The sequence below is a fragment of the Pectobacterium zantedeschiae genome, from assembly GCF_004137795.1.
Lineage (GTDB): Bacteria > Pseudomonadota > Gammaproteobacteria > Enterobacterales > Enterobacteriaceae > Pectobacterium > Pectobacterium zantedeschiae.
Genome location: NZ_NWTM01000001.1, coordinates 1014812 through 1041421 on the forward strand (window position 1 = coordinate 1014812; position 26610 = coordinate 1041421).

At 51.6% G+C, this 26610-nt stretch carries 20 protein-coding genes; 19 read left to right on the top strand and 1 reads right to left on the bottom strand.

Translation table 11 applies throughout. The features are described 5' to 3' along the window. Positions 1-5: 5 nt before the first annotated feature. From CLR69_RS04565 to CLR69_RS04640, 16 genes are all read left to right on the top strand, one after another. A complete protein-coding gene (locus tag CLR69_RS04565) occupies positions 6-983 on the top strand; it encodes a hypothetical protein (protein ID WP_129711195.1) in 978 nt (325 codons plus the stop codon). 16 nt (positions 984-999) lie between these two features. Continuing rightward, on the top strand, positions 1000-1827 hold the full coding sequence (locus CLR69_RS04570) for a type VI secretion system accessory protein TagJ (RefSeq protein ID WP_129711196.1): 828 nt from the start codon (positions 1000-1002) through the stop codon (positions 1825-1827). After that, positions 1817-2392 (top strand): type VI secretion system baseplate subunit TssE, encoded by a 576-nt coding sequence (gene tssE / locus CLR69_RS04575; protein WP_129711197.1) that lies wholly within the window; start codon positions 1817-1819, stop codon positions 2390-2392. The genes CLR69_RS04570 and tssE overlap by 11 nt, the downstream gene beginning before the upstream one ends. Before the next feature lie 2 nt (positions 2393-2394). Then, positions 2395-4269 (top strand): type VI secretion system baseplate subunit TssF, encoded by a 1875-nt coding sequence (gene tssF / locus CLR69_RS04580; protein ID WP_129711198.1) that lies wholly within the window; start codon positions 2395-2397, stop codon positions 4267-4269. Continuing rightward, positions 4266-5315, top strand: coding sequence for a type VI secretion system baseplate subunit TssG (gene tssG / locus CLR69_RS04585; protein ID WP_129711199.1), 1050 nt, complete (start codon positions 4266-4268; stop codon positions 5313-5315). Before tssF ends, tssG begins: the two co-directional genes overlap by 4 nt. A 56-nt stretch (positions 5316-5371) precedes the next feature. Next, positions 5372-7981, top strand: a complete 2610-nt coding sequence (tssH, locus tag CLR69_RS04590) for a type VI secretion system ATPase TssH (protein WP_129711200.1) — start codon at positions 5372-5374, stop codon at positions 7979-7981. Between the two features lie 29 nt (positions 7982-8010). Further along, positions 8011-9441, top strand: a complete 1431-nt coding sequence (locus CLR69_RS04595; RefSeq protein WP_129711201.1) for a serine/threonine protein kinase — start codon at positions 8011-8013, stop codon at positions 9439-9441. A gap of 111 nt (positions 9442-9552) precedes the next feature. Continuing rightward, entirely contained in the window at positions 9553-9966 is a 414-nt protein-coding gene (locus CLR69_RS04600) for a hypothetical protein (protein ID WP_242451548.1), read from the top strand. A gap of 185 nt (positions 9967-10151) precedes the next feature. Continuing rightward, on the top strand, positions 10152-12290 hold the full coding sequence (locus tag CLR69_RS04605) for a type VI secretion system Vgr family protein (protein WP_129711202.1): 2139 nt from the start codon (positions 10152-10154) through the stop codon (positions 12288-12290). A 2-nt stretch (positions 12291-12292) separates the two neighbouring features. Continuing rightward, a complete protein-coding gene (locus CLR69_RS04610; protein ID WP_129711203.1) occupies positions 12293-13447 on the top strand; it encodes a DUF2169 family type VI secretion system accessory protein in 1155 nt (384 codons plus the stop codon). Continuing rightward, positions 13440-14735 carry a Tle-like phospholipase domain-containing protein gene (locus CLR69_RS04615; RefSeq protein ID WP_129711204.1) on the top strand — a complete coding sequence of 432 codons (1296 nt, stop codon included), beginning with the start codon at positions 13440-13442 and terminating at the stop codon, positions 14733-14735. Before CLR69_RS04610 ends, CLR69_RS04615 begins: the two co-directional genes overlap by 8 nt. Before the next feature lie 12 nt (positions 14736-14747). Further along, positions 14748-15503, top strand: coding sequence for an ankyrin repeat domain-containing protein (locus CLR69_RS04620; protein WP_242451549.1), 756 nt, complete (start codon positions 14748-14750; stop codon positions 15501-15503). A gap of 44 nt (positions 15504-15547) precedes the next feature. Continuing rightward, positions 15548-16300 carry an ankyrin repeat domain-containing protein gene (locus CLR69_RS04625; RefSeq protein ID WP_129708152.1) on the top strand — a complete coding sequence of 251 codons (753 nt, stop codon included), beginning with the start codon at positions 15548-15550 and terminating at the stop codon, positions 16298-16300. A 337-nt stretch (positions 16301-16637) separates the two neighbouring features. After that, complete coding sequence (locus CLR69_RS04630; RefSeq protein WP_242451551.1) at positions 16638-17312, top strand: ankyrin repeat domain-containing protein; 675 nt, start codon at positions 16638-16640, stop codon at positions 17310-17312. A gap of 238 nt (positions 17313-17550) precedes the next feature. After that, positions 17551-21540, top strand: coding sequence for an RHS repeat-associated core domain-containing protein (locus CLR69_RS04635; protein ID WP_242451553.1), 3990 nt, complete (start codon positions 17551-17553; stop codon positions 21538-21540). A gap of 5 nt (positions 21541-21545) precedes the next feature. Further along, entirely contained in the window at positions 21546-21896 is a 351-nt protein-coding gene (locus CLR69_RS04640) for a hypothetical protein (protein ID WP_129711205.1), read from the top strand. Positions 21897-21957: 61 nt separating this feature from the next. On the opposite strand, the gene CLR69_RS23350 is transcribed toward CLR69_RS04640, so the two are convergent. Continuing rightward, positions 21958-22068, bottom strand: coding sequence for a SymE family type I addiction module toxin (locus tag CLR69_RS23350; protein WP_129711520.1), 111 nt, complete (start codon positions 22066-22068; stop codon positions 21958-21960). A 197-nt stretch (positions 22069-22265) separates the two neighbouring features. Between CLR69_RS23350 and CLR69_RS04650 the strand changes: the two genes are divergently transcribed. The 3 genes from CLR69_RS04650 (at position 22266) to CLR69_RS04660 (ending at position 26600) form a co-directional block, all read left to right on the top strand. Next, positions 22266-23591 (top strand): glycoside hydrolase family 28 protein, encoded by a 1326-nt coding sequence (locus CLR69_RS04650; RefSeq protein ID WP_129711206.1) that lies wholly within the window; start codon positions 22266-22268, stop codon positions 23589-23591. A 110-nt stretch (positions 23592-23701) separates the two neighbouring features. After that, a complete protein-coding gene (locus CLR69_RS04655; protein ID WP_129711207.1) occupies positions 23702-25408 on the top strand; it encodes a penicillin-binding transpeptidase domain-containing protein in 1707 nt (568 codons plus the stop codon). A gap of 283 nt (positions 25409-25691) precedes the next feature. Further along, a complete protein-coding gene (locus CLR69_RS04660; protein ID WP_129708137.1) occupies positions 25692-26600 on the top strand; it encodes an extracellular solute-binding protein in 909 nt (302 codons plus the stop codon). Positions 26601-26610 lie beyond the last annotated feature (10 nt).

Below are 26610 nucleotides of genomic sequence, written 5' to 3' on the forward strand. Positions count from 1 at the left end.
TCAACATGAAACATGGATTACTGGTACTGGCTACGTTGCTGCTCAGCACACACGCTTTTGCTGATAACTATCGTATTGTGCAGTCACCGGCACAGAAACTGGATGTCTGGATCGATGATGTAAAAAATAACCAGTTGGCGAGTTGGTGTAAGAGCAGTGTGGCTCTGCGTATTGTCAGTCAAGGTGATAAAAGTGCCGCGGACTTGGACGATTTCCTGCCGCGCGTTGCCAAACTGATGGCGTCACAGTGTAAACCTTTGCAGCAGTTGCACTGGCAACTGACCGATGCAGACGGCAGCGAAATCGCTACCGGCAGCGCGGCCAAAGCGCAGCAGTGGAAAACGGTGGCCACGCCGCCGCCTCCTTCAGTAGAACCGCTCTCAGTCAGTGCGGCTGAGCCAACTGCACCGGTGCTGAATTCACCGCCGGCCGATACCACGCCGTGGCTGCAATTTAGCCAGCTTGATGGTTGCCACTTCCGTACCTGGTGGCAGCATCCGGCGCAAGTCAACGCGCTGTTTGTACCATCAACACAGGGGCCGATCTGTGCTCAGGGGGAGTGGCTGAGCGGCCATAGTAGCCTGACGCAGGTAGGTAATGGCGAGGAGAAAACTGTGGATGTCACCTTCCTAGAGGGTTTCCCGATTGTGGGCCTGAATAGCAAGTTGGAAACCACCGAGCTCAGCATTACTACCGTTAACCGCGAACGTATGGTGCTGAGTAACCATAAATCGCCGGAGAGTTGGCTGGTGCTGCCATTCAGTAACCAATTCAATGGCTGGCAGGCACCGAATCAGGTCGTCGTACAAATGCCTGCCAGCCATGCGGCTAATGACAGTGTGCTACGGGCGCGTCTGCGGGAAGTGAGCAATGTGTGGTCGCCGTGGCTGAGTGGGAATGCACCGATCAAGGTTCAACTGGTCGAACAGCTGCATCCAGAGCTGAAAGATCCTGCCGCTGCGGTTTACCGCACCATTAATTAACGCAAAAGGAGCTTGCATGGAGTCCTTACAACAGCGTCTGGCGAGTGGTTCATTAGCCGATAATCTTGCTGAGATTATGCGCCAGATTCAAGCTGCCCCAGCCAATGCCGATTTGCGAGCCGCTTTTGTGCAACTACTGTGTTTGGCTGGCAATTGGACGCGCGCGCAAGCCCAGTTGCAACCTTGGCTAGCCTTAACGCCGCTGGCGCAGCCCACGGTAACTTTGCTGCAGCAGACGATTGCCGGTGAACAGCAGCGTGAGGCGGTGCTACGCGGTGAGGCAGAACCACAGCTGCCGGGCAGCGCCTGGCGCTGGTGTGAAACCCTGCTAGCTGCACTGCGTGCCGATATTGCGGGTGATTTCATACGTGGCGCAGAGTGGCGTGCCGACGCGTTGGATCAGGCTGACGCCAATCCCGGCCAGTTGCAACAGCAGGATGAAACAATGGATTTCGCCTGGCTGATGGACGGCGACAGCCGTTTTGGTCCGGTATGCGAAGCCATTGCCAATGGTCGTTATTATTGGATCCCGTTTGCCGCTATTCGCGAGATGGTGTTCCAGGCTCCAGCCAGCGTTACCGACTTAATTTGGCGCCACACACGCGTACAACTGATCGATGGCAGCGAACAGATTTGCCAGATCCCGGTGCGTTATCCCTTGCTACAGGGCGCGGACGAACGCTATCTGCGCGCCAGCGTTACCGAATGGCAGACGCAGGGTGAAGAGGGTAGCCAGTTCATCGGCAACGGCCAGAAAATATGGCTAAGTGACAGTGCCGAATCCCCGCTGCTGGCGTTGCAACAGATCACCTTTAACGCGATCGAGGTTGCCGATGAGCAGTGATAATCGTTCGAACAACGACGGACATGCACTACTGCATAGCGGTTTCCGCGCACGTAAAAATCGCGATACGTTAACCGCGCGCGACAAGCTGCAACCATCGCTGCTCGATCGCCTGACCGACAATGCGCCGGACAAACGTAACGACGCTAACAGCAACACGTTGATCTCACACAGCACACTGCGTCGCCATGTGCTACGAGATCTACAGTGGTTGTTCAACACCATCAACAATGAAGCGCAGCAGGATCTCAGCGAATTCGGTGAAGTGCAGCGCTCGGTGTGGAATTTCGGCGTGGCACCGTTGTCTGGGCAGAACATTTCAGACATCGAATGGCTGGATATCCAGCGCAAAATGACCGATGCCATCCTGCACTTCGAACCGCGCATTCTGCCGCAAGGCTTACAGGTGCGCTGCATCAGCGACATGACCTCACTCAGCCTGCATAACGTGTTGTCGATTGAGATCAAGGGCCGCCTATGGTGCGTGCCTTATCCACTGGAGTTTTTGTTCCGCACCCAAATTGAGCTGGAGAGCGGCCACTTCGAACTACAGGATGCCAGTTAATCATGGACAGCAAACTGCTTGATTACTACAACCGTGAGCTCGCTTATTTGCGTGAGATGGGCGCGGAGTTTGCCGCACGCTATCCCAAAGTGGCCGGGCGTCTGGGCATGCGAGGGATTGATGTCGCCGATCCTTACGTTGAACGAATGATGGAAGGTTTCGCCTTCCTCACTTCGCGCGTTCAGTTGAAAATGGACGCTGAGTTCCCGCGTTTTTCGCAGCGTATGCTGGAAATGATTGCGCCGGGTTACTTATCGCCGACGCCGTCAATGGCAATTGCCCAACTCACGCCAGACACGCAAAAAGGCGACATTAGCAATGGTTTCCTCGTGCCACGCGGTACCATGATGGAAAGCCAAAATCTCAAAAAAAGCGGTGTCACCTGTAGCTATACCACGGCACATGACGTGATGTTGCAGCCGTTACGCATCAGCAATGTCTCGCTTGGCGGTGTGCCTGCGGATATCCCCTTGGGGGAGCTAAAACTGAGCGGTACCGATGCCGTTGGCGCATTGCGGATCCGTATTGAATGTGAGGGTGTTTCGTCGTTAGACCAGCTCAAGCTGGATGATGTCATGCTGTACCTAAGTGGCCCGGATATCCAGGCGCTGAAGCTGCTGGAATTATTGATGCAGCATCGAGTTGGTGTCCTGCTGCAATCTGTGGAAAGAAAGCCACTGCGCCAGGTGTTAAGCGATGATGCACTACAGCAGGAAGGATTTGCACCGGAGCAGGCCTTGCTACCAGACGACCTGCGGAACTTTGATGGCTATCGCCTGCTGCAAGAGTATTTTGCTTTTCCTGTTCGTTTCCAGTTCATCAGTTTAAGGCAGTTGGCACCGTTTATACGCGGCTGTGGTAACGCCCAATCCTTTGAAATTATTATCCTGCTGGATAAAGCCGACAGCGCACTAGAGAGTGTAGTGGATGCCAGTCATCTGGCGTTACATTGCACCCCCGTCATAAATCTGTTCCCGAAAACCGCTGAACGTATAAAGGTCAGCGACAGCCAACACGAATACCACGTGGTGGTCGATAATATCCGTCCACTGGATTATGAAGTGCATTCGGTGCAGCGGCTGTTTGCCACGATGGAAGGGAAACGAGATGAGCAGATTTTCCGCTCCTTCTGGAGCACCTTCAGTAGTGATGGTGGCGATTACGGAGCCTATTTTTCGCTGCGGCGTGAGCAGCGCACGCTATCCGAACATGCGCAGCGCTATGGTACACGCACCGGCTACATGGGTTCGGAAGTTTTCCTGTCGCTGGTAGATGAACATCACACGCCGTGGCGTGATGACCTACGTTATCTATCGGCAGAAGTGATGTGTACCAGTCGTGATTTACCGCTCATGCTATTGCAGCAGGATCAGGGCAACTTTGTGATGCCTGATTCGATCCCCGTGGGGCAGTTGACGTTATGTAAAGGCCCAACGCCACCGCGTCCAGCGCTAGCTGAAGGACTCTCATCCTGGCGGCTGATTAGCCATTTGCAAATGAACTATCTCAGTCTGATGGACAGCGCCGACGGTGAAGGTGCTGCGGCATTGCGCCAGCTACTTGGTCTGTATGCCAACCCAGCCGATGCGCCGGTATCACGCCAAATTGAAGGTATCCGCCATTGCCAACTCAGCACCGTCAACCGTCGTGTGCCTGAACCGGGGCCCGTCGTGTTTGCGCGCGGTGTCAATATCACGTTGGAGGTTGATGAGCAGGCATTCTCCGGTGCAAGCCCGTGGCTATTTGGTAGTGTCTTGGAGCGCGTTTTTTCTCGACTGGTTGCGCTAAATAGTTTCACAGAATTCACCCTGAACAGCCAGCAGCGTGGCGAAGTCGGTTACTGGCCGCCACGCATGGGCAAGAAGGCGTTGATATGAGCGAGTTGGCGCAAGGCATTGCGCTACAGCGTGCCATGCGTCTACCGGATAATTTCTGGCAGGAGGTGATGGCGGCACCGTGGCGCTACGATCTCTTCCAGTTGTTGCGCAAGCTGGATGCCCAGTGTGGGCAAGGTTATGCGTTGGGCCGTGCGCCATTGCCGAAATTTGAGGTAGTGCGGATTGGCCAAACGCCGTCACTGGCTTTTGCACCCGCCGCAGTAGCAGAGGTTAGCCAACGTGAGGAGGATGATCGCCACGAGGTCTCCATTTATAGCTTCGGCTTGTTTGGCCCCAACGGGCCGCTACCTACGCACCTGACCGAATATGCACGCGAGCGTATCGTGCATCACCAGGACCACAGTTTTGCCGCTTTTGCTGACCTATTTCATCATCGCGCGACGTTGCTATTTTATCGCGTCTGGGCCGATGCACAGCCCACAGTATCCCTGGATCGCAGTGATAACCGTCGATTTCTCAACTATCTGGCGTGCTTGTCCGGTATTGGATTACCCGCTCAACAGCAAGCCACTTCACTGAGTTTGCATGCACGTCTGATGTTAGTCGGCCACCTCAGCCGTCACGGTCATGATGCTGAAGGGCTAGTGCGTATTTTGCGCCATTACTTTGGCGTACCGGTACAGATGGAACAGAACGTGCCGCAGTGGCTGACGCTGGATAAGCGCGATCAGGCGCGATTAGGTGCAGGTCGCCAGATACCGCGCCTTGGCACATCGTCATTTCTCGGTGTTTCGGTACGCGATGTGCAGCACCGTTTCTGCCTGCGTTTTGGACCGCTCAGTATTGAACAATATGCCCGCTTCCTACCGGATACACCGGGTGTACGCGAAGTGCGTGACTGGGTGCGTCACTACCTCGGCATTGAAATGCAGTGGGATCTTAGCCTGATTCTGGCGGCAGACGACGTGCAGAGTGTGACGCTGGGCGGTAATGCCCGTCTTGGTTACACCAGTTGGCTGGGGCAAATGCCGCAGTTACAGGATCGTGAAGATTTTATGTTTGAGGTTGAGGCTGCGGCACGCTAGCCCCATCGCTTTTCCCTGTTACACCGCTTGTGCTTCTTTCATTTAAGAGACTCGATATGTCAGAAATCAGCCGTGCCGTGTTATTCGGCAAACTGGATACGCTGTTATTTACTTCGCTGGAAAGCGCCACCGCCTTTTGCAAACTGCGCGGCAATCCCTATGTTGAACTGGTGCATTGGCTGCACCAGTTGATGCAGCAACAAGAGGGCGACTTACAGCGGGTAATCAGCCATTTTTCACTGGATGAAAGTGCTCTGACGCGAGATATCGTTAGCGCCCTTGACCGCCTGCCACGAGGGGCGAGTGCGGTTTCCGACCTTGCTGAACATATTGATAGTGCTGTGGAACGCGCCTGGGTTTACGCCTCTCTCAAGTATGGTGCCACACGGATCCGTGGCGGTCATCTGCTGATTGGTATGTTGAAAACCTTCAATCTCGCCAGCGTACTGAAAGGCATATCCAGCCAGTTCGCCCACATTAACGCCGACGCGCTGCTGGATCAGTTCGATACGGTACTCGGCAGCAGTAAAGAGGCGCAGCAGGCGCTAATCGCACCGCCGAGCGCAGAAGGTGCCGTCCCGACTACCAGTAATAGCACGCTGGCGCAGTACGCACAGGATCTTACCGCGCGCGCGCGTGAAGGGCACATCGATCCGGTCACCGGGCGCGACGAAGAGATTCGCCAGATGGTGGATATTCTGATGCGTCGCCGACAGAACAATCCGCTGCTGACCGGTGAAGCTGGCGTCGGCAAAACGGCAGTAGTGGAAGGTCTGGCACTACGGATTTCTGCAGGCGATGTGCCGGCACCGTTGCGCGATGTACAACTGTGGCTGCTGGATATCGGCATACTCCAGGCAGGGGCTGGAATGAAAGGCGAATTCGAAGCGCGTTTACAGGCGCTAATCAATGAAGTGCAATCCAGCCCAACGCCTATTGTGCTGTTTGTTGATGAGATTCACACGCTGGTCGGCGCCGGTGGACAGCAGGGCACAGGCGATGCCGCTAACCTGCTTAAGCCAGCTTTGGCGCGTGGTCAGTTACGCACCATCGGTGCGACCACATGGACAGAATACAAAAAGTATATCGAGAAAGATCCTGCACTGACACGTCGCTTCCAGACGGTGCAGATACAGGAACCGGATGAAGACAAAGCGATTCTGATGTTGCGCGGTACCGTCAGCGCACTGGAAAAGCATCATCAGGTGCTGCTGCTGGATGAAGCGGTCAGTGCGGCGGTGAAATTATCGCATCGCTATATTCCAGCACGGCAGTTGCCAGACAAAGCCGTTGCTCTGCTTGATACCGCTTGCGCGCGGGTGGCGGTAAGCCAGAGCGCGCAGCCTGCGGCACTGGAGGATTGTTTACATCGTCTGGATGCACTGGAAATTGAAGCAGAGATTACCGAGCGTGAAGCCAAAGTTGGTCTTGGCGATGCTGCGCGGCGGCAGGCGATTGCCGTACAGCGCGTGGAGCTAGAAGCAGAACGTGATGCGTTGCAGCAGCGTTTGCAGAAGGAGCGCGAGCTGGTTAATCAACTGATTGCGTTGTGTGGGCGTTGCGTGGTGGAAGGTGAAGCGGCATTACGCGACGAATTGGATATCGCTCGGCAGCGCTTGCGCGAGGTACAGGGCGAAACGCCACTGCTATTCGCGGCGGTTGATGCTGGTGTGGTGGCGGCGGTGGTATCTGACTGGACCGGCATTCCGCTGGGCCGCATGGTAAAGAACGAGATTGATGCAGTACTCAACCTCGCTGACACCCTTAATCAACGCGTGATTGGTCAGCGTCATGGTCTGGATCTGATCGCTAAACGTGTGCGCACTGCGCGCGCGCGCCTCGACAACCCTAACAAGCCAGTCGGCGTGTTTATGCTGTGCGGCCCATCGGGCGTCGGCAAAACGGAAACTGCGCTGGCCTTGGCAGAATCTTTGTACGGTGGTGAGCAAAACATCATTACCATCAACATGAGTGAATTCCAGGAATCACACACCGTTTCCACGCTGAAAGGCGCACCGCCAGGTTACGTGGGTTACGGTGAGGGCGGTGTGCTGACCGAAGCTGTACGTCGTCGGCCATACAGCGTAGTGCTGCTGGATGAGATCGAGAAAGCGCATCCCGATGTACATGAACTTTTCTTTCAGGTGTTCGACAAAGGCTGGATGGAGGATGGCGAAGGTCGCCATATCGATTTCCGTAACACCATCATCATTCTGACCTCCAATGTCGGTACGCAGGTGATTAGCGCACTGTGCGCCGATCCAGAACTGATGCCTGACCCCGATTCGCTCAGTGCGGCGCTGCGTAAACCGCTATTGGACGTGTTCCCGGCCGCGCTGCTAGGCCGTTTATTGGTTGTGCCGTATTACCCGCTTAGCGATGCCATGCTAGCAGAGATTGTGCAGCTACAACTGGCGCGCATTGTACGACGTTTGGCAGACAACCACGGCATTGAGGCTGAGATCGATGCCTCCGTAGTGCACCTGATCGTACAGCGCTGCACCGAGGTGGAATCCGGTGGCCGTATGGTCGATGCCATCCTCACCAACACCCTGTTGCCGCAGATGAGTCAGATGTTGCTTAGCGCCCATGCACGCGATGAACACTATCGGCGTATACAAGTGCGCAGTGAGCAGGGCGAGTTTGTTTGCCAATTCGATATCTAAAGCCGTTAGTCATTAGAGAGTTATTAAAAATGTCGGAACACGATAATCCCCTGAACGTACCCAATGCCTTACCGTTGGGTTACCGTTTCAATGAGTTTGAAATTAAAGAAGTTATTGGTGGTGGTGGCTTCGGTATTGTCTATCGTGCCTGGGATCATCAGTTGGAGCGTGATATCGCGATCAAAGAGTTCATGCCTGCCTCGCTGGCGGTGCGCAGTGATGATCTCAATCTGGTACTGCGCAGTGAACGCTTTAGTAAAACTTTCTATGCCGGATTGAATAGCTTTATCCAGGAAGCGCGTCTGCTGGCCCGTTTCAATCATCCCAATCTCCTGCATGTGCTGCGTTTCTGGGTACAGAACGACACCGCTTATATGGGCACGGTGCTCTACAGCGGTACCACGCTTTCCACGCTGCGTGAGCGTAATCCGCAGTTGGTGGATGAGGCTTGGATCCGTCGTCTGCTACCGCCGTTGCTGGGGGCCATCAAAACTATCCACGAAGCGGGTTATCTGCATCGTGATATTTCGCTGGATAACATCCAGATTCAGAGCAATGGCGATCCTGTGTTGCTGGACTTCGGCTCGGCGCGTAAAACCATCGGAAACCTGTCGGATGAAAGTGAAACCATGCTGCGCCCTGGCTATGCACCGATTGAGCAGTACAGCGACAATGACGAGAGTGAGCAGGGCGCATGGACCGATATCTACGCGCTGGGAGCCGCGCTGCATACTTTGATCACCGGCGCGCCGCCGCCGGTCAGCGTGGTGCGTAGCATCGAAGATAACTATTTGCCGCTGGCGCAGCGCCGTGTGTCAGGCTACTCTGCCGCGCTGCTGGAAGCGGTGGATCGTTCGTTAGCGCTGAAACCGGAGGATCGTACGCAAAGCATTGATGCTTTTGCCGAACTCATCAAATTACCGGAGCGCGAACCCGAACTGCTGGACGTTAAAATCAGCGGACCGGGCACCATGTTGGCGCTGGTAGACAATGTGGTAGAGGCCGAGCCGGAATCGCGGGTGAAATCGCTGCTGCGCTATCGCTTTGCGCTTCCTGGATTGGTGGCGGCCGGTGCGTTGGTTGGCCTGTGCATAGGTATGCTGATGTCGGGCGGTGCTGAGCAGGTAGTTCCGCCGGAAACTACGCAAAATAGTGCACCTGCGGCCCCCCTTGAACCCCAAACGCAGGCAGAACAACCGACTGCACTAGCGCAAGCTCAGGTTACGCCGCACGAACCCGAGCCAATACGGGTTGCGCAGGTGTACATCAAGCTACAGCAGGGAGATCGCGTCGAGGTTAACGGCAAGCCGCAGGCGCTGGTTCCTGCGACGAATGGCTTCGCCTCACTACAACTAGCTCTGGGCCGTTACACTTTCGCCATCAGCGGTCAAAGCGGCACTCGTGAGCAAACCTTGCAGATTAGTCGGGAAGGCGTTTGGTTGCTCGATCCCCACGGTTAATCGTCAGGAATCTACTTTTCACCGTCAGTGGGCTCAACTGCGTAGTATAAAAATCTCACTATCTCTGAGCCCAAAAACCTTAAATACTGAAATAAAGTAAGCAGCATTATTATGGAGATCAGTTCAAGACTGAGGGGTGTAATTATTTTGAGTGGGGTAAATATGAGGCTGATTGTTGTCTGTATATTTTTATCATCCGTGTTATTACCCGATATTTGTTTTTCAAACGAATTTTGCAATCAATTTAACAAAGTGATCGATAAAAAATTTGTGTTTTTTTCTCACCATAACAATATTTATAAAGTAAGGGGGGGAGGACAATTGCAGTTTTATTCTGCGCCTGATGACAGGTGCGTGCTAAAGGACACATTTGTGGCCCCTGGGAATTCACTCTATGTGTATTCAGCATTTGGGGGATTTTACAGTGTGATGTATTTAACCCAGGATGGCGACCAGATTATTGGTTGGGTTGAAAGTCAACGGCTTATTGAAACGAATAAGGGTATTACACATAATACTGATTAAAAGTATGAATACAGGTCGTTGAAATATATACATCGCTATTTAATGTTTCACAAATAAGCATTTTCTCACGTATAAAATAAAATTGAATGATTATATCTGAATTACTCTGCTTTATATTCATTGCATTTTAGTCTTTCACTTTCCATTACGATTCATTCGCCTCAAACAATTTACGGAATCTATCTATGTTCTCACGCATCACCGCGCAGTTGCCGATGGATGGCCTGCTGTTCTGGAAACTCTCAGGCACTGAGGCGCTGTCCCAGTCGTTTGTGCTGACCGCCGACCTGCTCGCCACCGACGCACGTATCGACCGGCATGCGCTGCTGGGTCAGCCGGTCACGTTTACGCTGCCGACGGAGAGCCTGCTGAGCCCACGCTACCTCAATGGCAAAATCACCCGGGTGGCGGTGCGCAGCGAAGAGCTGAGTGGCACGCGCTACGCGGTGTACACGCTAACGGTAGAGTCTGACCTGTGGCCGATGGGGCGTGACCGCAACCTGCGCATCTTCCAGAGCCAGACGGTGCCGCAGATAGTGCAGACGCTGCTGAAGGAGTACGGGGTCAACGTGGAGATGCGTTTATCGGGCAGTTACCGGGTATGGGAGTACTGCGTGCAGTACCAGGAGAGCAGCCTGGACTTCATCAGTCGATTGATAGAGCTAGAGGGGATTTACTACTGGTTCCGCCACGAGCAGGAACGGCACACGCTGGTGTTGTGCGATGCAACGGATCAGCACAAGGCGTTTCCCGGCTACGAAACACTGGCATACCACGTAACGCCGTCGGGCGGCAGCGTTACGGAAGAGGGCATCAGCCAGTGGTCGCTGGCCGAGAGCGTCACGCCGGGGATGTACAGCACAGATGACTACGATTTCCGCAAGCCGAACGCGTGGATGTTGCAGGCGCGGCAGAACCCGGCGTCACCGACGCCGGGCTCGGTGGACGTATACGACTGGCCGGGTCATTTTGTGGACCACAGCCACGGCGAATTTTACACGCGAATCCGTCAGGAGGTGTGGCAGGTGGAGCACCACAGCGTAAGCGGGTTGGGCACGGCGACGGGCATTGCGCCGGGGTTTACCTTCGGTCTCCTTAACGCGCCGCATTTTAGCGACAACGGGGAATATCTGGTGACCTTGGCGACCTATGACTTTGCTGAGAACGCCTACGCCAGTGGCGACACGAGCGGGGGCCGGCACAACATCGCATTCACGGTACTGCCTGCGTCGGTCACCTTCCGCGCACCGCCGACGACGGTATGGCCTAAGACGCACGGCCCGCAGACGGCGAAGGTAGTGGGCCCGCAGGGTGAATCTATCTGGACGGACCGGTACGGCCGCGTGAAGGTGAAGTTCCACTGGGACCGGCTGGCGAAGGGTGACGACACGAGTTCGTGCTGGGTACGAGTCTCAAGTGCGTGGGCAGGTCAGGGATTTGGCGGGGTGCAGATCCCGCGCGTGGGCGATGAAGTAGTGGTGGACTTCATCAACGGCGACCCGGACCGTCCGCTGATCATTGGCAGGGTGTACAACGAGGCGAGCATGCCGCCGTGGTCGCTGCCAGCGGCGGCGACGCAGATGGGGTTCATGAGCCGGTCGAAAGACGGCACGGCGGACACCGCGAACGCGCTGCGCTTTGAGGACAAGGCGGGCGAGGAGCAGGTGTGGCTCCATGCTGAGAAGAATATGGATACCGAGGTGGAGAATGACGAGACCCACCTGGTTGGCAACAATCGCAGCAAAACCATCGATGGTAATGAAACCACCGAGGTCAAAAAGAACCGCACCGAAACAGTCGATCAAAACGAGACCATCACCGTCCATCAGAATCGCTCTGAAACCGTAGATGGTAACGAAACGATCACGGTTCACAGTAATCGTACCGAGACGGTCGACCAGAACGAAAATGTGCGCATCGGTCAGAATCAGTCAGTCACGGTTAACGGCAATCAGACGCTTAAAGTCGATCAGGCGAAGGCCGAGACGATTGCGCTGGCATCCATGTTGAATGTTGGTCTGGCGCAGAACACCAATATTGGGGCGGCTTATGTGCTCAATGTCGGTGCTGGCTGGATGACCAACGTGGGGGCGATGCAAATGCACAATGTTGGGATGAAATATTCCCTCAATGCCGGTCGTGATATCGGCCTCTCAGCAGGAACGTCAGCGGAGTTCAGCGCAGAGGACAAAATCACGCTGGTATGTGGCGAATCAATGATTGTGCTTGAGCAGAACGGGACCATCACCCTCAGTGCCAACAAAATTAAGTTGGTGGGAGAGAAGGTTATCGACATCGACGGAACGCAGATTGATATCAACTGATTATGGAAAATTTTGCTAACTACAGCGCGTTCCCAGCGCAACTGTTTGAATCGATCGATCAACACGATCACGGCTTCAGCGTGTTGGTGGCGCGTGTCAGCTACGAGCTCGATATTATCAGCGGCAACCTTACCCTGAGTGAAGACCAAGGTGAGCTGGTCGAACAGGATGAGTACTATGACGAACCGGGTAACAGTAGCGTACGTTTTGAGAGCGATCTCGCCCCCTATAAGCCACGGTTGGATGTCGTGATCAACGGAACGGCATGGGCACCGGAAGACAAGGCCGTGCGCCAGTTCACGGTAGGTGTGCGTATTGGTGATTTCACGCGTTTGCTGAATGTCTATGGTCCGCGCGAGTGGCGCAACATGGTCGCCAGTTGGCAGTTGACCGAGGCTCAACCGATCGCCAGCCTCGATTTACGCTACGAATATGCGCAGGGTGGCAGCTATCGTCTAGAGAAAGATGAAGTGCTGGCTTCTGCGTCAAATAGCGTGGGTATCGGCTGGCTACCTGCGAAGGCACAGAAACAGCTTAAGTTGCAGCGTGTGGCCGCACCACAATTTGAACTATTACCACAGCCGATTAAGCACATAGATGATGAAAATCTGCCTGCCGGATTTGGGTTTTATGGTCGCGGCTGGACACCGCGCATCGGCTTCGCTGGCACTCATGACGACGCCTGGAAGCGGCTACGTCATCCGTTTCTGCCTGAAGACTTTCGCTTCGATTACTGGTGCGGTGCGCATCCGTGGATGCAGTTTCCGCTGCCTAAACCACTGTCGCATGTGCAGGTAATGCTAAAGAGCCTGATATCACATCAGGAAAAATCGGGGCAGGAGATCAACTTTTCTGTGCCGGTAGAGACGCTGTTTGCATTTGTTACCACGCAGCAAGGGGCTGGCGTGACCTTTGACCTACAGCTCGATACGTTGGTGATCGATCTGCCGAGCCGAAAAGTGCATTGCAGTTATCGTGCGGTCTTCTCCGAGCAGTTAGAGGCGGCAATGACGGAGTTGCGCTTTATTGCAGTTGATGAACGCAATGCGATGGTACAGCGTTCACAACACCAGCTTACCAACGTTCAAGACGACAGTTTCACCCCGCTACCGCCGTCACTCGCTGCACTTATTTCACAGGAGCAACGTCATGGCTGACAATTATGCCGCCCGTAGGGACGGCGTGTATAAAGTAGTGGGATTACTACCGGACTTGTGTTTCACGCCGGGTATTCAGCCGCCGATACCATATCCGGTAACGGCTACACTTGCGCCATCGAAGAGCACGGTAGATAGCGTGCGCTTAAATGGCCATCCAGCGTTTGTGTATAACATAAGTTTTGTTCCCACTACCATCGGCGATGCCGCTGGGCGTAATAAAGGCGTAGTCAGCGGCACGGTAGAGGGCGATTGCTGGTCGATAGAACACAGCCCGGATACTTATATTGGTGGTTTCCCTATCAATCGGGTACAGGACATCTTTGCCATGAATGGCAAAGCTAAAGGAGGGCGCGGCGGTAATCTGACGAAGAAAGAGACCTGGGAAAGGCGGAAAAAACTCATTACGAAGGGAAAGGAAAGTAGCGATCCTAAAATACGTGCAGCAGCAAATCGTTTGGAACTAAACAATGTTGGAGTTGAAAAAGCAAAACTAGCAAAAAATGTTTATGATCCAGATGGTAAAAGTCTACGTACATTAGAAGTGCCGCCAGGTTGGAATGATATTAGTGATGATTCCTCAGCTATGGCGAAATATGGTTTAAAACCCAAGGATTTAAAAATCCCTGATAATGATGGTTTTAGAGCTCGAGTATATGAACCTGATCAATCTGTGTTTGACAAAGATATGTCAGCATCAGTGGTTTTTAGGGGCACCCGGCCACCTGAAATGGTTGATTGGAAAAATAATGCTCAGCAAGGTGTAAATATGCATTCTGATTATTACCAACAAGCTGTCAGTATTGGTAAGAAAATAAAATTGAATGATGCCAATATAGATTGTACTGGTCATTCATTAGGCGGTGGGATGGCATCGGCTTGCTCCAGAACAAGTGGAAAAACAGGATGGACTTATAATTCAGCAGGGTTAAATCCTTCTACGGTTGAGAAGTATGGGGGATCCATAACTAAACAAAATGAAGAGAATATTACTGCTTATCGAGTGAAAGGCGAAATACTAACAGCCATTCAGGAGCCTGGTTTATTAGGTGGTTTAGGGCGTATTGGTGTAGGAGTAGGCATCGGAGCACTCATTGGTGGGGGAGTTGGTGCTATTGTCGGTGGGATTATTGGTGGTCTACTAAATTTAGTTCCTGATTCAGTTGGCACCCGCCACGATATGGAAGGTGGTAGCGGGAATGCAGTCGCGCGCCATGGTATGGATCAGGTATTGTCATGTATTGAGAAAGAGAAGTCTGAAGACGAGGAAATTCTATTAGCTATTTAAGATGGAGGTCAGATGTTTGTTAGACAGAATCTGAAGACGCTAGCTTCAGTATTGGTTGTTTTATGTTCAATTTTTACAACAGGATATAGTGCAATGAAAAGATTGCCTGCCGAACAGTTTTTTAGTGGCTCCCAACTTATGTTAGCGCATGCTATAGAGCGTAGCGATTCTGTCGATGTAAAGGACCTTGCTGGAAAAACTGATTTAAATAAGCCGGGTGCACAGGATATGACAATTCTTTTCTTTGCATTGCAAAGCGCTTATGGAAAGGATCCCCAGCAGTTGGCAATTATGGCTGTGTTAGTTGGATCTGGTGCAGACCCATTGCAGCAGATCCCCGATATGGGAAGTGTGGCTGAAGTTGTTGCCCGTTCAGATGATGACGTTTTTATGAAAGCGTTAATTGATGGTGGTATGAGCCCTAACTCGATGGTGGAAGAGACGCCAATCATTTTCGATGCCGCATATGAACACAGTATACGTGTTTTGAAGTACCTCACTTCTAAAGGTGCAAATATTAATTTACAAGACTCGCTAGGGCAGACAGTTTTAACTGAGGCACTTTCGCGGGATGAATATGAAGTTGTTATATGGCTGTTGCAACATGGAGCCGATCCGAGGATTAAGACAAAAGCGGGATGGCAGTTTAGTCATATGCTAGAAGATACGATGAATTTACATCCAAATAAAATGGTAAAAGCTAAGCTGGAGAAAATACGCGAATTGGCCGTAAGCAAAGGTATGGTGTGGCCACCTGTTGTTCGATAATCGCAGGCAAGGATAATAACTACTATTAATTTGATGGAGGCGGTATGTTTACCCATTTTATAAAAAAATTAACACGCCGTTTTTGGATATTATTTTTATTTTCAGCATCAGGGTGTAATGCAATGAATAAATTTCCCCCAGAAAATTACTTTCATGGAGCTCAATTGACACTAGCACAAGCTATTGCTAATGGAAATATTTCAGAGATCGAGGTGCTTGCCCCGAATACTGCACTGAATAAGCCCGGAGTAGAAGATATGACGCTTTTGTTCTATGCCGTGCAGGCAGCAAAGGATAGAAACGAACGGCAGATAGCAGCGATCCGCCAATTGGTAAAAAATGGTGCCGATCCGCTTCAGGATGTACCTGACATGGGAAGTGTTGCTGAAGTCTTGGCAACATCGCCATACCCAATTTACATGCAAGCACTGTTGGATGGCGGAATGAGTGCAAATGCAAAAATTATGGGACGTCCAGTATTCTATCGTGCTGCTTCTGATAATACTTTATCAACGCTCAAGTTGATGGTGGAGAGAGGCGGTGATATCAATCAAGGTGATAGTTTAGGAAGATCGGTACTTATGTATGCACTGGATGGAATGCAATTAGATACTGTTGAGTGGTTATTAAATCATGGCGCCAATCCTAATGCTGTTGAGACCAATACAGGTTGGTCATTTATGCGGCAGCTTGATGATGTTATAACGCGCAATGGAGGTGATACCGGTGCGACTCACAAGAAATTGATGGAGATCATTCAGTTAGCTAAACAAAAAGGTGGTCGTCCTTATCTCTAGGATAAGGATCAATAGTGATAAATATTTCACTTCCAAAATAATAAAAAGGTAAGTGTCAGGATACGGTTTTATTATTTTTAGCACTTTTGTCGTATGAATATAAAACCGTTGCTGAGTCGTTGTATTTCAGTGCATTTCGTGTGAATTAGTTGCTTTTTATCTATTGTAATAAATTGATATGCCGCTAGCGTGAGTTGGTCTTTCATAGTTGCCAGAAAAATTTACTTAACAACGCCATCTCTAAGATGGAGGTCAGACGTTTGTGAGAAAAAATCTGAATAAATTAGCTTCAATGTCGCTTGTTTTATGCTTATTTTTTACGACAGGGTGTAACGCAATGAAAAAGTTACCTGCCGAACAGTTTTTTAGTGGATCCCAACTTATGTTAGCGCACGCTATAGAACGTAGCGATTCTGTCGAGGTAAAGGACCTTGCTGGAAAAACTGATTTAAATAAACTTGGTGCGCAGGATATGACAATACTTTTCTTTGCATTGCAAAGCGCTTATGGAAAGAACTCCCAGCAGTTGGCAATTATGGCAGAGTTAGTTAGATCTGGAGCAAATCCATTGCAGCAGGTCCCCAATATGGGAAGTGTCGCTGAAGTTGTTGCAACTTCGCCTTATCCAGAATACATGCAAGCCATAATTGATGGCGGGATGGATGTTAATGTAAAAATTCAAGGTCAGCCTTTGCTTCATGATGCTGCTTCCGACGATACCATTAAAACGCTAACGTTGATGGTTGAGCGTGGTGCTAACGTGAATGCCGTTGACTCATTAGGTAAAGCGACAATTATGGCAGCACTGGATGGAATGCAATTAGATACTGTCGAGTGGTTATTAAATCATGGCGCTAATCCTAATATTATTGAGACCAATACAGGCTGGTCATTTATGCGACAGCTTGATGATGTTATAACGCGAAATAATGGTGATACCGGTGCGACTCACAAGAAATTGATGGACATCCTTCAGTTAGCTAAACAAAAAGGTGGCCATCCTTATCATTAACGACAAATATCAATAGTGATAAATATTTCACTTCGCGAATTCAATATTTTCCTTAAGCATAATTATGGTGACATGTAATGAATAAATTCATTACATGTCACCATAACGCTCGTTATTAAAAAATAAAGAATTAAATTATCTTTAGTGCGTTTATATAACAACCTTCGTTCTGCTCTTCAAAATCTACGATATAAATTTTCAACCTGATTAATAAGCGACTTTTTCGCATGGAGTGCCAATGGCAACAGGAAATACGATTGGTAAATTACAGTATGCACCTGCACCACAGGGCCATGTGACGGCGGGCAGTGCCAACCCGCCGAAACAGAAATCTTGGTGGAGTCGCTACGGTGACTGGGTGCATACCGGTCTGGATGTATTAGGTGCAGTGCCGATTATCGGCGCCGTTGCTGATGGTGCCAACGCGGCCATTTACACCGCTGAAGGTGATTACGGTAATGCGGCGTTATCGGCAGCGTCCGCTGCCGCTAACTTTGTTCCGGGTGGAGGTGCGGCTTTCAAAGCGGGCAAGCTGGCTGCGAAAGCGGGTAAAGCGGTAGACGCAGTGAAAGCAGGTAAAAAAGCAGTAAAAGAGGGTGCAGTGCTGGCGGAAAAGGCTGCGATGAAAGCCGAAGCCACGGCCGTCAAAGCGGAATCCAAGGTGGTAAAAAAGGAAGCCGGTGAGACTATTAAGGCCAAGAAGGCAGGCAGTGAGAAAGGCGGCAGTAACAAAGGCCACACGCAGAAAAATACCGAGCCGTGCAAGATCCCGCAAAGTCCGTTGCCGCAGGTGGATATGGCGATTGGTAGCCCGGTCAATCCGCTGCTGGGCATCAAAGTACTGTTTGAGGCGGAAGACAACGACTTCTCCTTCCCAGCATCCGTACCGCTTAACTGGCAGCGCTACTACTTCTCCGACGAGATCGGTAATGGCTGGCTGGGGCAGGGGTGGTCGCTGCCATTTTCCCAGGAGATGCGTCAACACCATCAGCAGTTGGTACTGATTGATGAGCAAGGACGCGAGATCGCTTTTCCTTATCCGCAACTCGGCCATGAGCCGCAGTTGCATCGCTATGAACAGCTCTCGCTGTCCCAGCCTCAACCGGGTGAATTCTGCATTTCCAGCGCTGACGGCGGCCAGCACTGGCACTTTGCCCATCAGGCTGGCGCGGGGCGCTGGCTGCTCTCGGCGATCGCCGATCGCCATAACAACCGCTTGACGCTGCATTACAACGCGCAGCATCTACCTGTTCAGATTGAAGACAGTGCCGGTCGCCGCTTCCACATCCACGTTACCCTGCTCAGTCTGGCCGATGGCAGCGAGGTTGAGCGTATAACCGGCGTCAGTGTGAGCCATCCGTCTGAGCCGCTCAACATAGAAAAACTCTGCGGCTATGACTACTCACCGCAGGGGGATCTCATCGCAGTACGTAATGAACTGGGTGACGTGCTGCGTGAGTTCCGCTATCGCAATCACATGATGGTGGCGCACCGCCGCGCAGGTGAAATGGAGTGCTTTTACCATTACGACAGACATACCCCCGACGGTAAGGTACTGGCGCATCGCGACAGCCTCGGTGGTGAATGGCGCTTCGAATATGGCCACAACTGTACCACCGTCACGGATGTGCTGGGGCGCGTGACGCGTTACGACGTAGATGAACATCAGGAACTGACAGGTTACCGGGACGCGATGGGGGGGAATATCTGCATCCGGCGCAACGTGCGCGGGCAGATGACGCAACTGACCGATCAGGCTGGGCGCGTGACGCGTTATCGCTACGACGAGCGGGGTAATTGCACGGCGGTGAGTGAGCCAGACGGGCAGACCACGCATTTCGACTATCATGAGCGCTGGAATCTGCCGGTACGCGTCACTGACATGCTAGGTGGCACGCGTGAATATCACTATGACATTGCGGGTAACCTTATCCGCGTGACGGATGAGATAGGTCGCATCACCGAATATAACCACGATGATCGGGGCAATCTGGTGCGCATCCGCGACGCAGCGGCGGGCGTGCAGCAACTGTGCTGGAATAGCGCTGATTTTCTTGTCAGTCATACTGACTGCTCCGGGCGCACCACCACGTTTGAGTACGATAAATACGGCTGGCTGAAACAGCAAACCGATGCCGCTGGTCACCAAACCACCCTATATCACGGTCGTGATGGCCAGCCTCTGCGCATCGTACACGCCGACGGCAGTACCGAGCGGGCTGAGTTTGACCGCTGGCAGAGGCTGACGGCCTGGCATGATGCACAGGGGCAGGTTACGCGCTGGACGCTGGCGGCCGATGGCCTGCCGCTAACCCGAACGGATGCACTGGGGCACCAGGTCGGTTACGAGTACGACCCCGCACGCCGCTTGACGGCGCTCATCAATGAAAACGGTGCCCGCCATACCTTCAGCTATGACGCGCGGGATAACCTGGTGTGCGAACGTGGCTTTGACGGCAACACGACACGCTATGAATTCGATGACGGCGGCTATTTACAGGTACGCATGGAGGATGGTGACGGCTTCGGGCCGTGTATCCTCACTCGCTACCAGCGCGATGCCGCCGGACGACTGCTGGAGAAGCTGACGGCACGCGGTGGTGATACCCGCTGGCAACGGACCCGCTATGGTTACGATGCGCTCGGTCGTCTTACAACTGGCGTTAACCACGGTGGCCGGGTAGAGCTGGAGTGGGACGATGCCGGACAGCTTAAGACGGAGCGCACCCTTATACGCGGCGTCAGTTATGAACTCCGTCATCAGTACGACGAACTGGGAAACCGCACGCACACTCAGTTGCCGGACGGCCACGAACTGAAACACTTCTATTACGGTAGCGGGCATCGTCTTCAGGTCAATCTCGGCAGTCGGGTCATCAGCGAAAGTGAGCGTGACGTGCTGCACCGGGAAGTGCGCCGTACGCAGGGTACCATCGCCAGCGACTACGTGCACGATGAGATGGGGCGTCTGGTGAGCCAGCGTGCCGGGGGAGGCGGGAAGACGGCGGTGGCGCGTGATTACGCCTGGCGGCGTGACGGGCAACTGATGCAGATGGTGGACAAGTACACCGGCGATCACCGCTATGAATACGACGTGTTGGGGCGTTTGACACTGGCGGGCGACGAGCGATTTGCCTTCGATCCGGCGCACAATCTGCTGAACAGCGCTCAGGCGCAACCGTTGCAGAACAACCGGTTGCAGGTGTTTGAGGACAAGCGCTGGGCGTATGACAGTTTTGGCAATGTCGCTGAGAAGCGAATTGGTCGACATACGGTGCAGCAGTTCAGTTGGAGCGTGGAGCATCAACTGACGGCAACAGTCAGTACGCGCAACGGCACGCCACAGCGAACAACGTATGGCTACGATGCCTTTGGTCGCCGCAGCTGGAAGCGTGATACCTTCGGCGTAACACACTTTATCTGGGACGGGAACCGCCTGCTAAGCGAGGTTCGTGGTTCACGTCATCATCTGTGGATCTACGGAGATGAAGGCTTTGTGCCGCTGGCGCAGGTAAGCCTGCAACAGGGTGAGACGGAGCACGAAGCACAGGTGTACTGGTATCACAACGACGTTTCCGGCCTGCCACGTGAGATGACGGGTCAGGATGGAAACCTGATCTGGCGTGCAGAATATCGGGCGTGGGGCAACACGGTGCGGGTGGAGCAGGCGGAAATGTCGCATTCCGAGCCAGTACACCAGCCGCTGCGCTATCAGGGGCAGTACTTTGACGCAGAAACGGGCTTGCACTACAATCGGTTCCGATACTATGACCCGGATGCAGGCCGATTTGTCAGTCAGGATCCGATAGGGCTGGCAGGGGGACTGAATCTTTATCAATATGCGCCGAATCCGTTGGGATGGATCGATCCGCTGGGGTTGAGTAAGTGCAGCCCAACTGAAAAATATGAAGTTGGTACTTTTGATGATTTGCAACGACGGTCAAAAGTGGGGGACAAGCTTGATATTCATCATGTCACTCAAAAACATCCAGCAGGTCAGATTATTACTGGATATGATCCGAAAACAGCACCATCAATGGCTGTTCCCAGAACCGAACACAGGCAGATACCCACTATCAAAGGGCCGTTTACAGGTACAGCAAGAGATTTGCTTGCAAAAGATATAAGAGATCTTCGTAACTATACCAATGCACCACCATCGTCTATTAAAGACTTAATCAGATTGAATAAAAAAACCTTCCCTGAAGCTTTCCTTAAATTAAGGTGATAAAAATGGATGCGCAAAAATTTATTAATGTATTAAATACCGAGGTTAGAGATGCTGCAGTGGAAGATACGATCTCCATCCTTGAATCACCACCTGGCAGAAAGCCTGCTAAAGAACTTATTGAATTGTCTGTATTTTATAATCAGCAGACAGAAGAGAATAAGTTTTTGATTAATAAAATAATTAAATATGTGGCTGACGATGCAGTGTTCGGTATGCTATGTGTGCTCGACGGAGTTCGAGCAATAGAAGATGATAATAAAGGTGATCTAGTTCTTAATTATCAAAATACAAACGGAGTATCTGTTGCGCTAAATGCCAGTAAAGATCTGCATGATATTTTCAATGCGAGTTAAGTAAAAAATGGAAATAATCTTAACGATCCTCCGGCTTTTTATTTTATATGTTGGGCAATCGCTATAAATTAATCTGCGTTTCAACAATAATCCTGCCCCGATCAACGGTGATGGTGATCGGCATCCCGGTCATAAACCCCGACTCCTCCAGCCAGCGGCCTTTAAGGTGGATGGCTGACTGCCGTGGGGATTATGGATGCCTTGGCCGTCAGTGTCGTAACGTCGGATCGGCAAGCTAACCATACTCATCTACGTTTCCTATGAGCGTCGCATTAATGAAAATATTTATTTGCGAATAATAACGTTTTGAAAATCATCAACGTTCTATGGTGTTGCCTGAAAATTCACTGACCCGAAAACGTGGAAACAATGAGAACGACGTTATCTTTCTTGCCTGTATGTATCAGTCTTGCTTTCTTATCATTGGATGCTCAGGCATCCGTGCAGGTATGCCGCCCTCCGGTTGTTAGCGAAGGGAACGCCCTCGCAACATCGGCTATTCAGCATGCGATTGACCAATGTTCACAAGCTGGCGGTGGCCGCGTCGAACTTTCTGCCGGGGTATGGCAAAGTGGGCCATTGTTATTAAAAGATAATGTGGAATTGTATCTGGCGGCGGGAAGCCGGTTGACAGCCAGTTATCAGGGCGATGCGTTTAAACCGGGGTTCATTTCGGCGCCAGCGCATGAAGGCGAAGCATTTATTCTGGCGAAAGATGTAAAAAACATTGCGATTGCAGGGCCCGGTGTCATTGATGGTCAGGGGCAGCAGCGTTGGTGGCCGCTTGCCACCGAGGCACGTAATCACCTTAAGCACGGGGATACCGATTGGTTTACTCAACATTATCCGGGCATTCCGACGGGCAATGGTATGCCGCGCCCATGGCTGATTGAATTTGCCAATGTGTCACAGGGGAAAATTTCCGGTATCGGGATAGAAAATTCCCCCATGTGGAATCTGGTCATCCGCGACAGTCACCATATAGAAGTTACTAACAGCACCATCACCAATCCGTCCGATTCACCCAATACCGATGGCATCGATATTATTTCCTCTCGTCAGGTCCACCTCCACCATCTGAATATCTCCACCGGTGATGACAACATTTCGGTTAAGTCGGGTCTGGCAAAACGGGCTGATGATGCAGAAAGCCGTGATATCACTATTGACCATATTCTGTCGGAAAATGGACACGGCATCTCAATTGGCAGTGAAACCATTAATGGTATTGGCAAGGTCACCCTACAGGACCTGTATTTTACGGGTACCGAAAACGGTGTGCGCATTAAGTCCGGGCGCGATCGTGGCGCAAATATCGGCCCGGTGATTATCCGTAATGTCACGATGCAGCAGGTTAAAACACCACTGGTGATTACCGACAGTTATGGTGGCAATGGGGGGTACTCGTCTGACAGCGTTAGCCCGATAAAATACCAGACGCTGACCACCACAACTCCCAACATTCACGATGTTACCCTTCAACATATTGAGGCAAGCGGTGCAACCCATGCTGGGATTATCAGTGGATTACCGGAGGCACCGTTAAAGAATATCCATCTGGAATCGGTACATATTACGGCGAAAACGGGATTACAGAGTCGTTATGTATCGGGTTGGCAAAAGCAGGTGGCGGTGGATGTTCAGGATGGCGAATCGCAGTTATCCGGGAACAATGTTGACTGGGTTTCACCGTGAAAACCTCTCCAACCCTCGTATTGTTATAGCAAAAAGAGCCATGCTAGGTACATGCATGGCTAAATCCACGCTGTGGATAGTATTAATCAGGATTTAATCGGACTGTATTAATGGCTGTTGTTAACAAAAAGAATGTGAATAAAAATGCTCGTACATACTTTAACCCTTACCGATACCAATTAGTATGTGCTGGCATCGCGGTTTTCTTAGTGACTTTGCTTGTAAGGACAGCCGATTTACAAATAGTAAAACGCAAAATGCTCGAGCACGAAGCCGATTTACGCTCCCTGCGCACCACCGTTGTCACGGCCAGCCGGGGGACAATCACCGATCGGAATGGAAATCCCTTAGCGGTGAGTGTGCCTTCCAAGGATATTATTGCCGACCCTGTCAGGGTTATTGAATCATCGCCAGATATTAAAAACCCCAAATGGCAATACCTCGCCTCCGTGCTAAATACGACACCTGACGAGATCTATCATGACATTCTGGAGCATCCCAAACGGCATTTTCTCTTTATTAAGAAGAATGTTGACCTGGAGACATCATCAGGCATAAACAATCTTCATCTTTCTGGCATCAGTGAAGAAGATGATGAAAAACGTTTTTACCCAGCGAGCGAAGCCGCCGCACCCTTGATCGGTATTGTGGGGGCTGAAAATGATGGTGTCGAAGGAATTGAGCATAGTTACAATGCTATCTTGCAAGGTGTATCAGGGAAGAAAACCTACCGTCAGGATTCTCTGGGGCACCAGATTTCTGTCAGTAATGATGATGAGCCACCGCTCGCTCCACAAGTGCAGCTCAGTATCGACAGTTTTGAACAATACGCCGTGTATACTGCCCTGAAAAGGGGCGTATTACTGAACAAGGCAGAGTCTGGCACAGCGGTATTGGTTAAAATCGAGACCGGCGAAATACTGGCTATGGCATCCTATCCATCGTTTAATCCCAATAATTTTGCCACGGCTACGCCTGCAGAAATGCGAAATGTTGCCATTAATGACAGCTTTGAGCCGGGCTCAACGGTCAAACCCCTTGTGGTATTGGCGGGTCTGGAACATCACATCATTCAACCCAACACGCTGCTGAATACTTCACCTTACCAGATTAACGGGCATTTAATCCGTGACGTAGGCGTCTGGCCCCGCCTGACGATCACCGGGATCCTACAAAAGTCGAGTGATATAGGGGTTTCCCACATCGCTCTGGCCATGCCAGCGTCAGTACTGGTTAATCTGTATCATGACTTTGGTCTCGGTAAATCGACAAATCTTGGTCTGACCGGAGAAAGCGTGGGCTACTTTCCGCTTCACCGACAGCGCTGGAGCGATATTGAACGAGCAACGTTTTCGTTTGGATATGGACTGCGCGTGACTCCCCTGCAAATAGCGCGAGAATACGCAACGCTCGGAGCTTTTGGTTTTTATCGAAATCTATCAATCACCAAAGTGACTCCGCCGGTAACCGGGGTTCAGGTGGCAGATCCTGATACCGTCAGGACCGTCGTTCACATGATGGAAAGTGATGTACTTCCGGGGGGGACTGGGGTCAAGGCTGCCATTCCAGGTTACTGCATGGCAACAAAAACAGGAACGGCGGAAAAACTCGGGGAGAAGGGGAAATATGACGGTGGGTATGTTAACTACATGGCCGGTGTTGTTCCTGTGGCTCACCCAACACTCGCGTTAGTGGTGTTGGTAAACAACCCTACGGCTGGAGCCCACTTTGGTGGTTCTGTGGCTGCGCCTATTTTTGGCGATATTCTGAAATCGGTGTTGCCGCATATGAATATTCCTCCCGATTGCCTGAAATGATTTCGGCATGCTTCAGAATCTTGGGATGATGAATAAGCATGCGAGGACTGTATGGGTGCTCCTGGTCAAAGAGACTAATAATAAGAGCTTAAGCTTCTTAGTCAGTAAGACAGAAACAACACCACCGATTGCCCAGACAAGGATGACATGACTACCTCGCTGTGAGTATTTTTTCAACTTAAGCTCAACGGCCGTCTCGCCAGAGTTGTTCATCCTCTCGTTTTGATGAAAAATCGTTATGTAAAAAAATACATAATGAGGCAGGTCGATGGTTTCAGGAAAAATGAAGTACGGGATTTTGGCACTGATGGTTTGTACACCAACAGTATTCGCACAAGATATCCGCGTCACTTATGCTGGCTCAATGGGTAAAGTGATGGATCAAGGTCTCGGTCCAGCCTTTAGTAAGGCTGAGAGCGGCGAATATCAAGGCCAAGGACAGGGTGCTTACGGCATGGCTCGTCTGTTAGCCAGCCACAAAATTGAGGCCGATGTATTTGTTTCTATCAACCCAGGTCCAATGCAGATCCTGAAAGATGCTGGGCTGATTGACGAAGCGGTTCCCGTTGCCAGTACCAGCATGGTGCTTGCCTACAACCCGAAAGGCAAATATGGCGAGCAGTTTGCCGAAGCCAGCAAGAAAAACGATGGTTCATGGCTAAACCTGCTGGCGAAGAAAGATATCAGTTTCGGGCGTACCGACCCGTACGTCGATCCAAAAGGCCAGAACATCGTCTTTACCCTGATGTTGGCAGAAAAATATTATCAGCAGCCTGGCATCGCGATGAAGATTCTCGGCAGCCTACAAAACCCACAGCAGACCCACCAGGAAGGTGGTCTGATATCGCGTCTTGAAAGCGGGCAGGTTGATGCCGCCGCTGGTTATGAAAGCGAAATTCGCTCCGCACACCAGCCATACGTGGCGCTGCCGGATGAAATTAACCTGAGCAACCCGGCCATGGCGAAGCAGTGGTATGACACCGTAAGCTTCACCATCAAAGACAGCCAGGGCAAAGATCTGGTTCTGCATACTCAACCAATGGTGTTCTACGCAGCAGTGCTGAAAAATGCGCCTAACGGCATTGAGCAGGGGGAGAAATTCGTCAAATTTATGCAGAGCGCTCAAGGTCAGGCTCTATTTAAACAATACGGCTACGCGGAGCCTAAAGGGGACAACCTATACGCTCGTTAAGTCGTCCAGG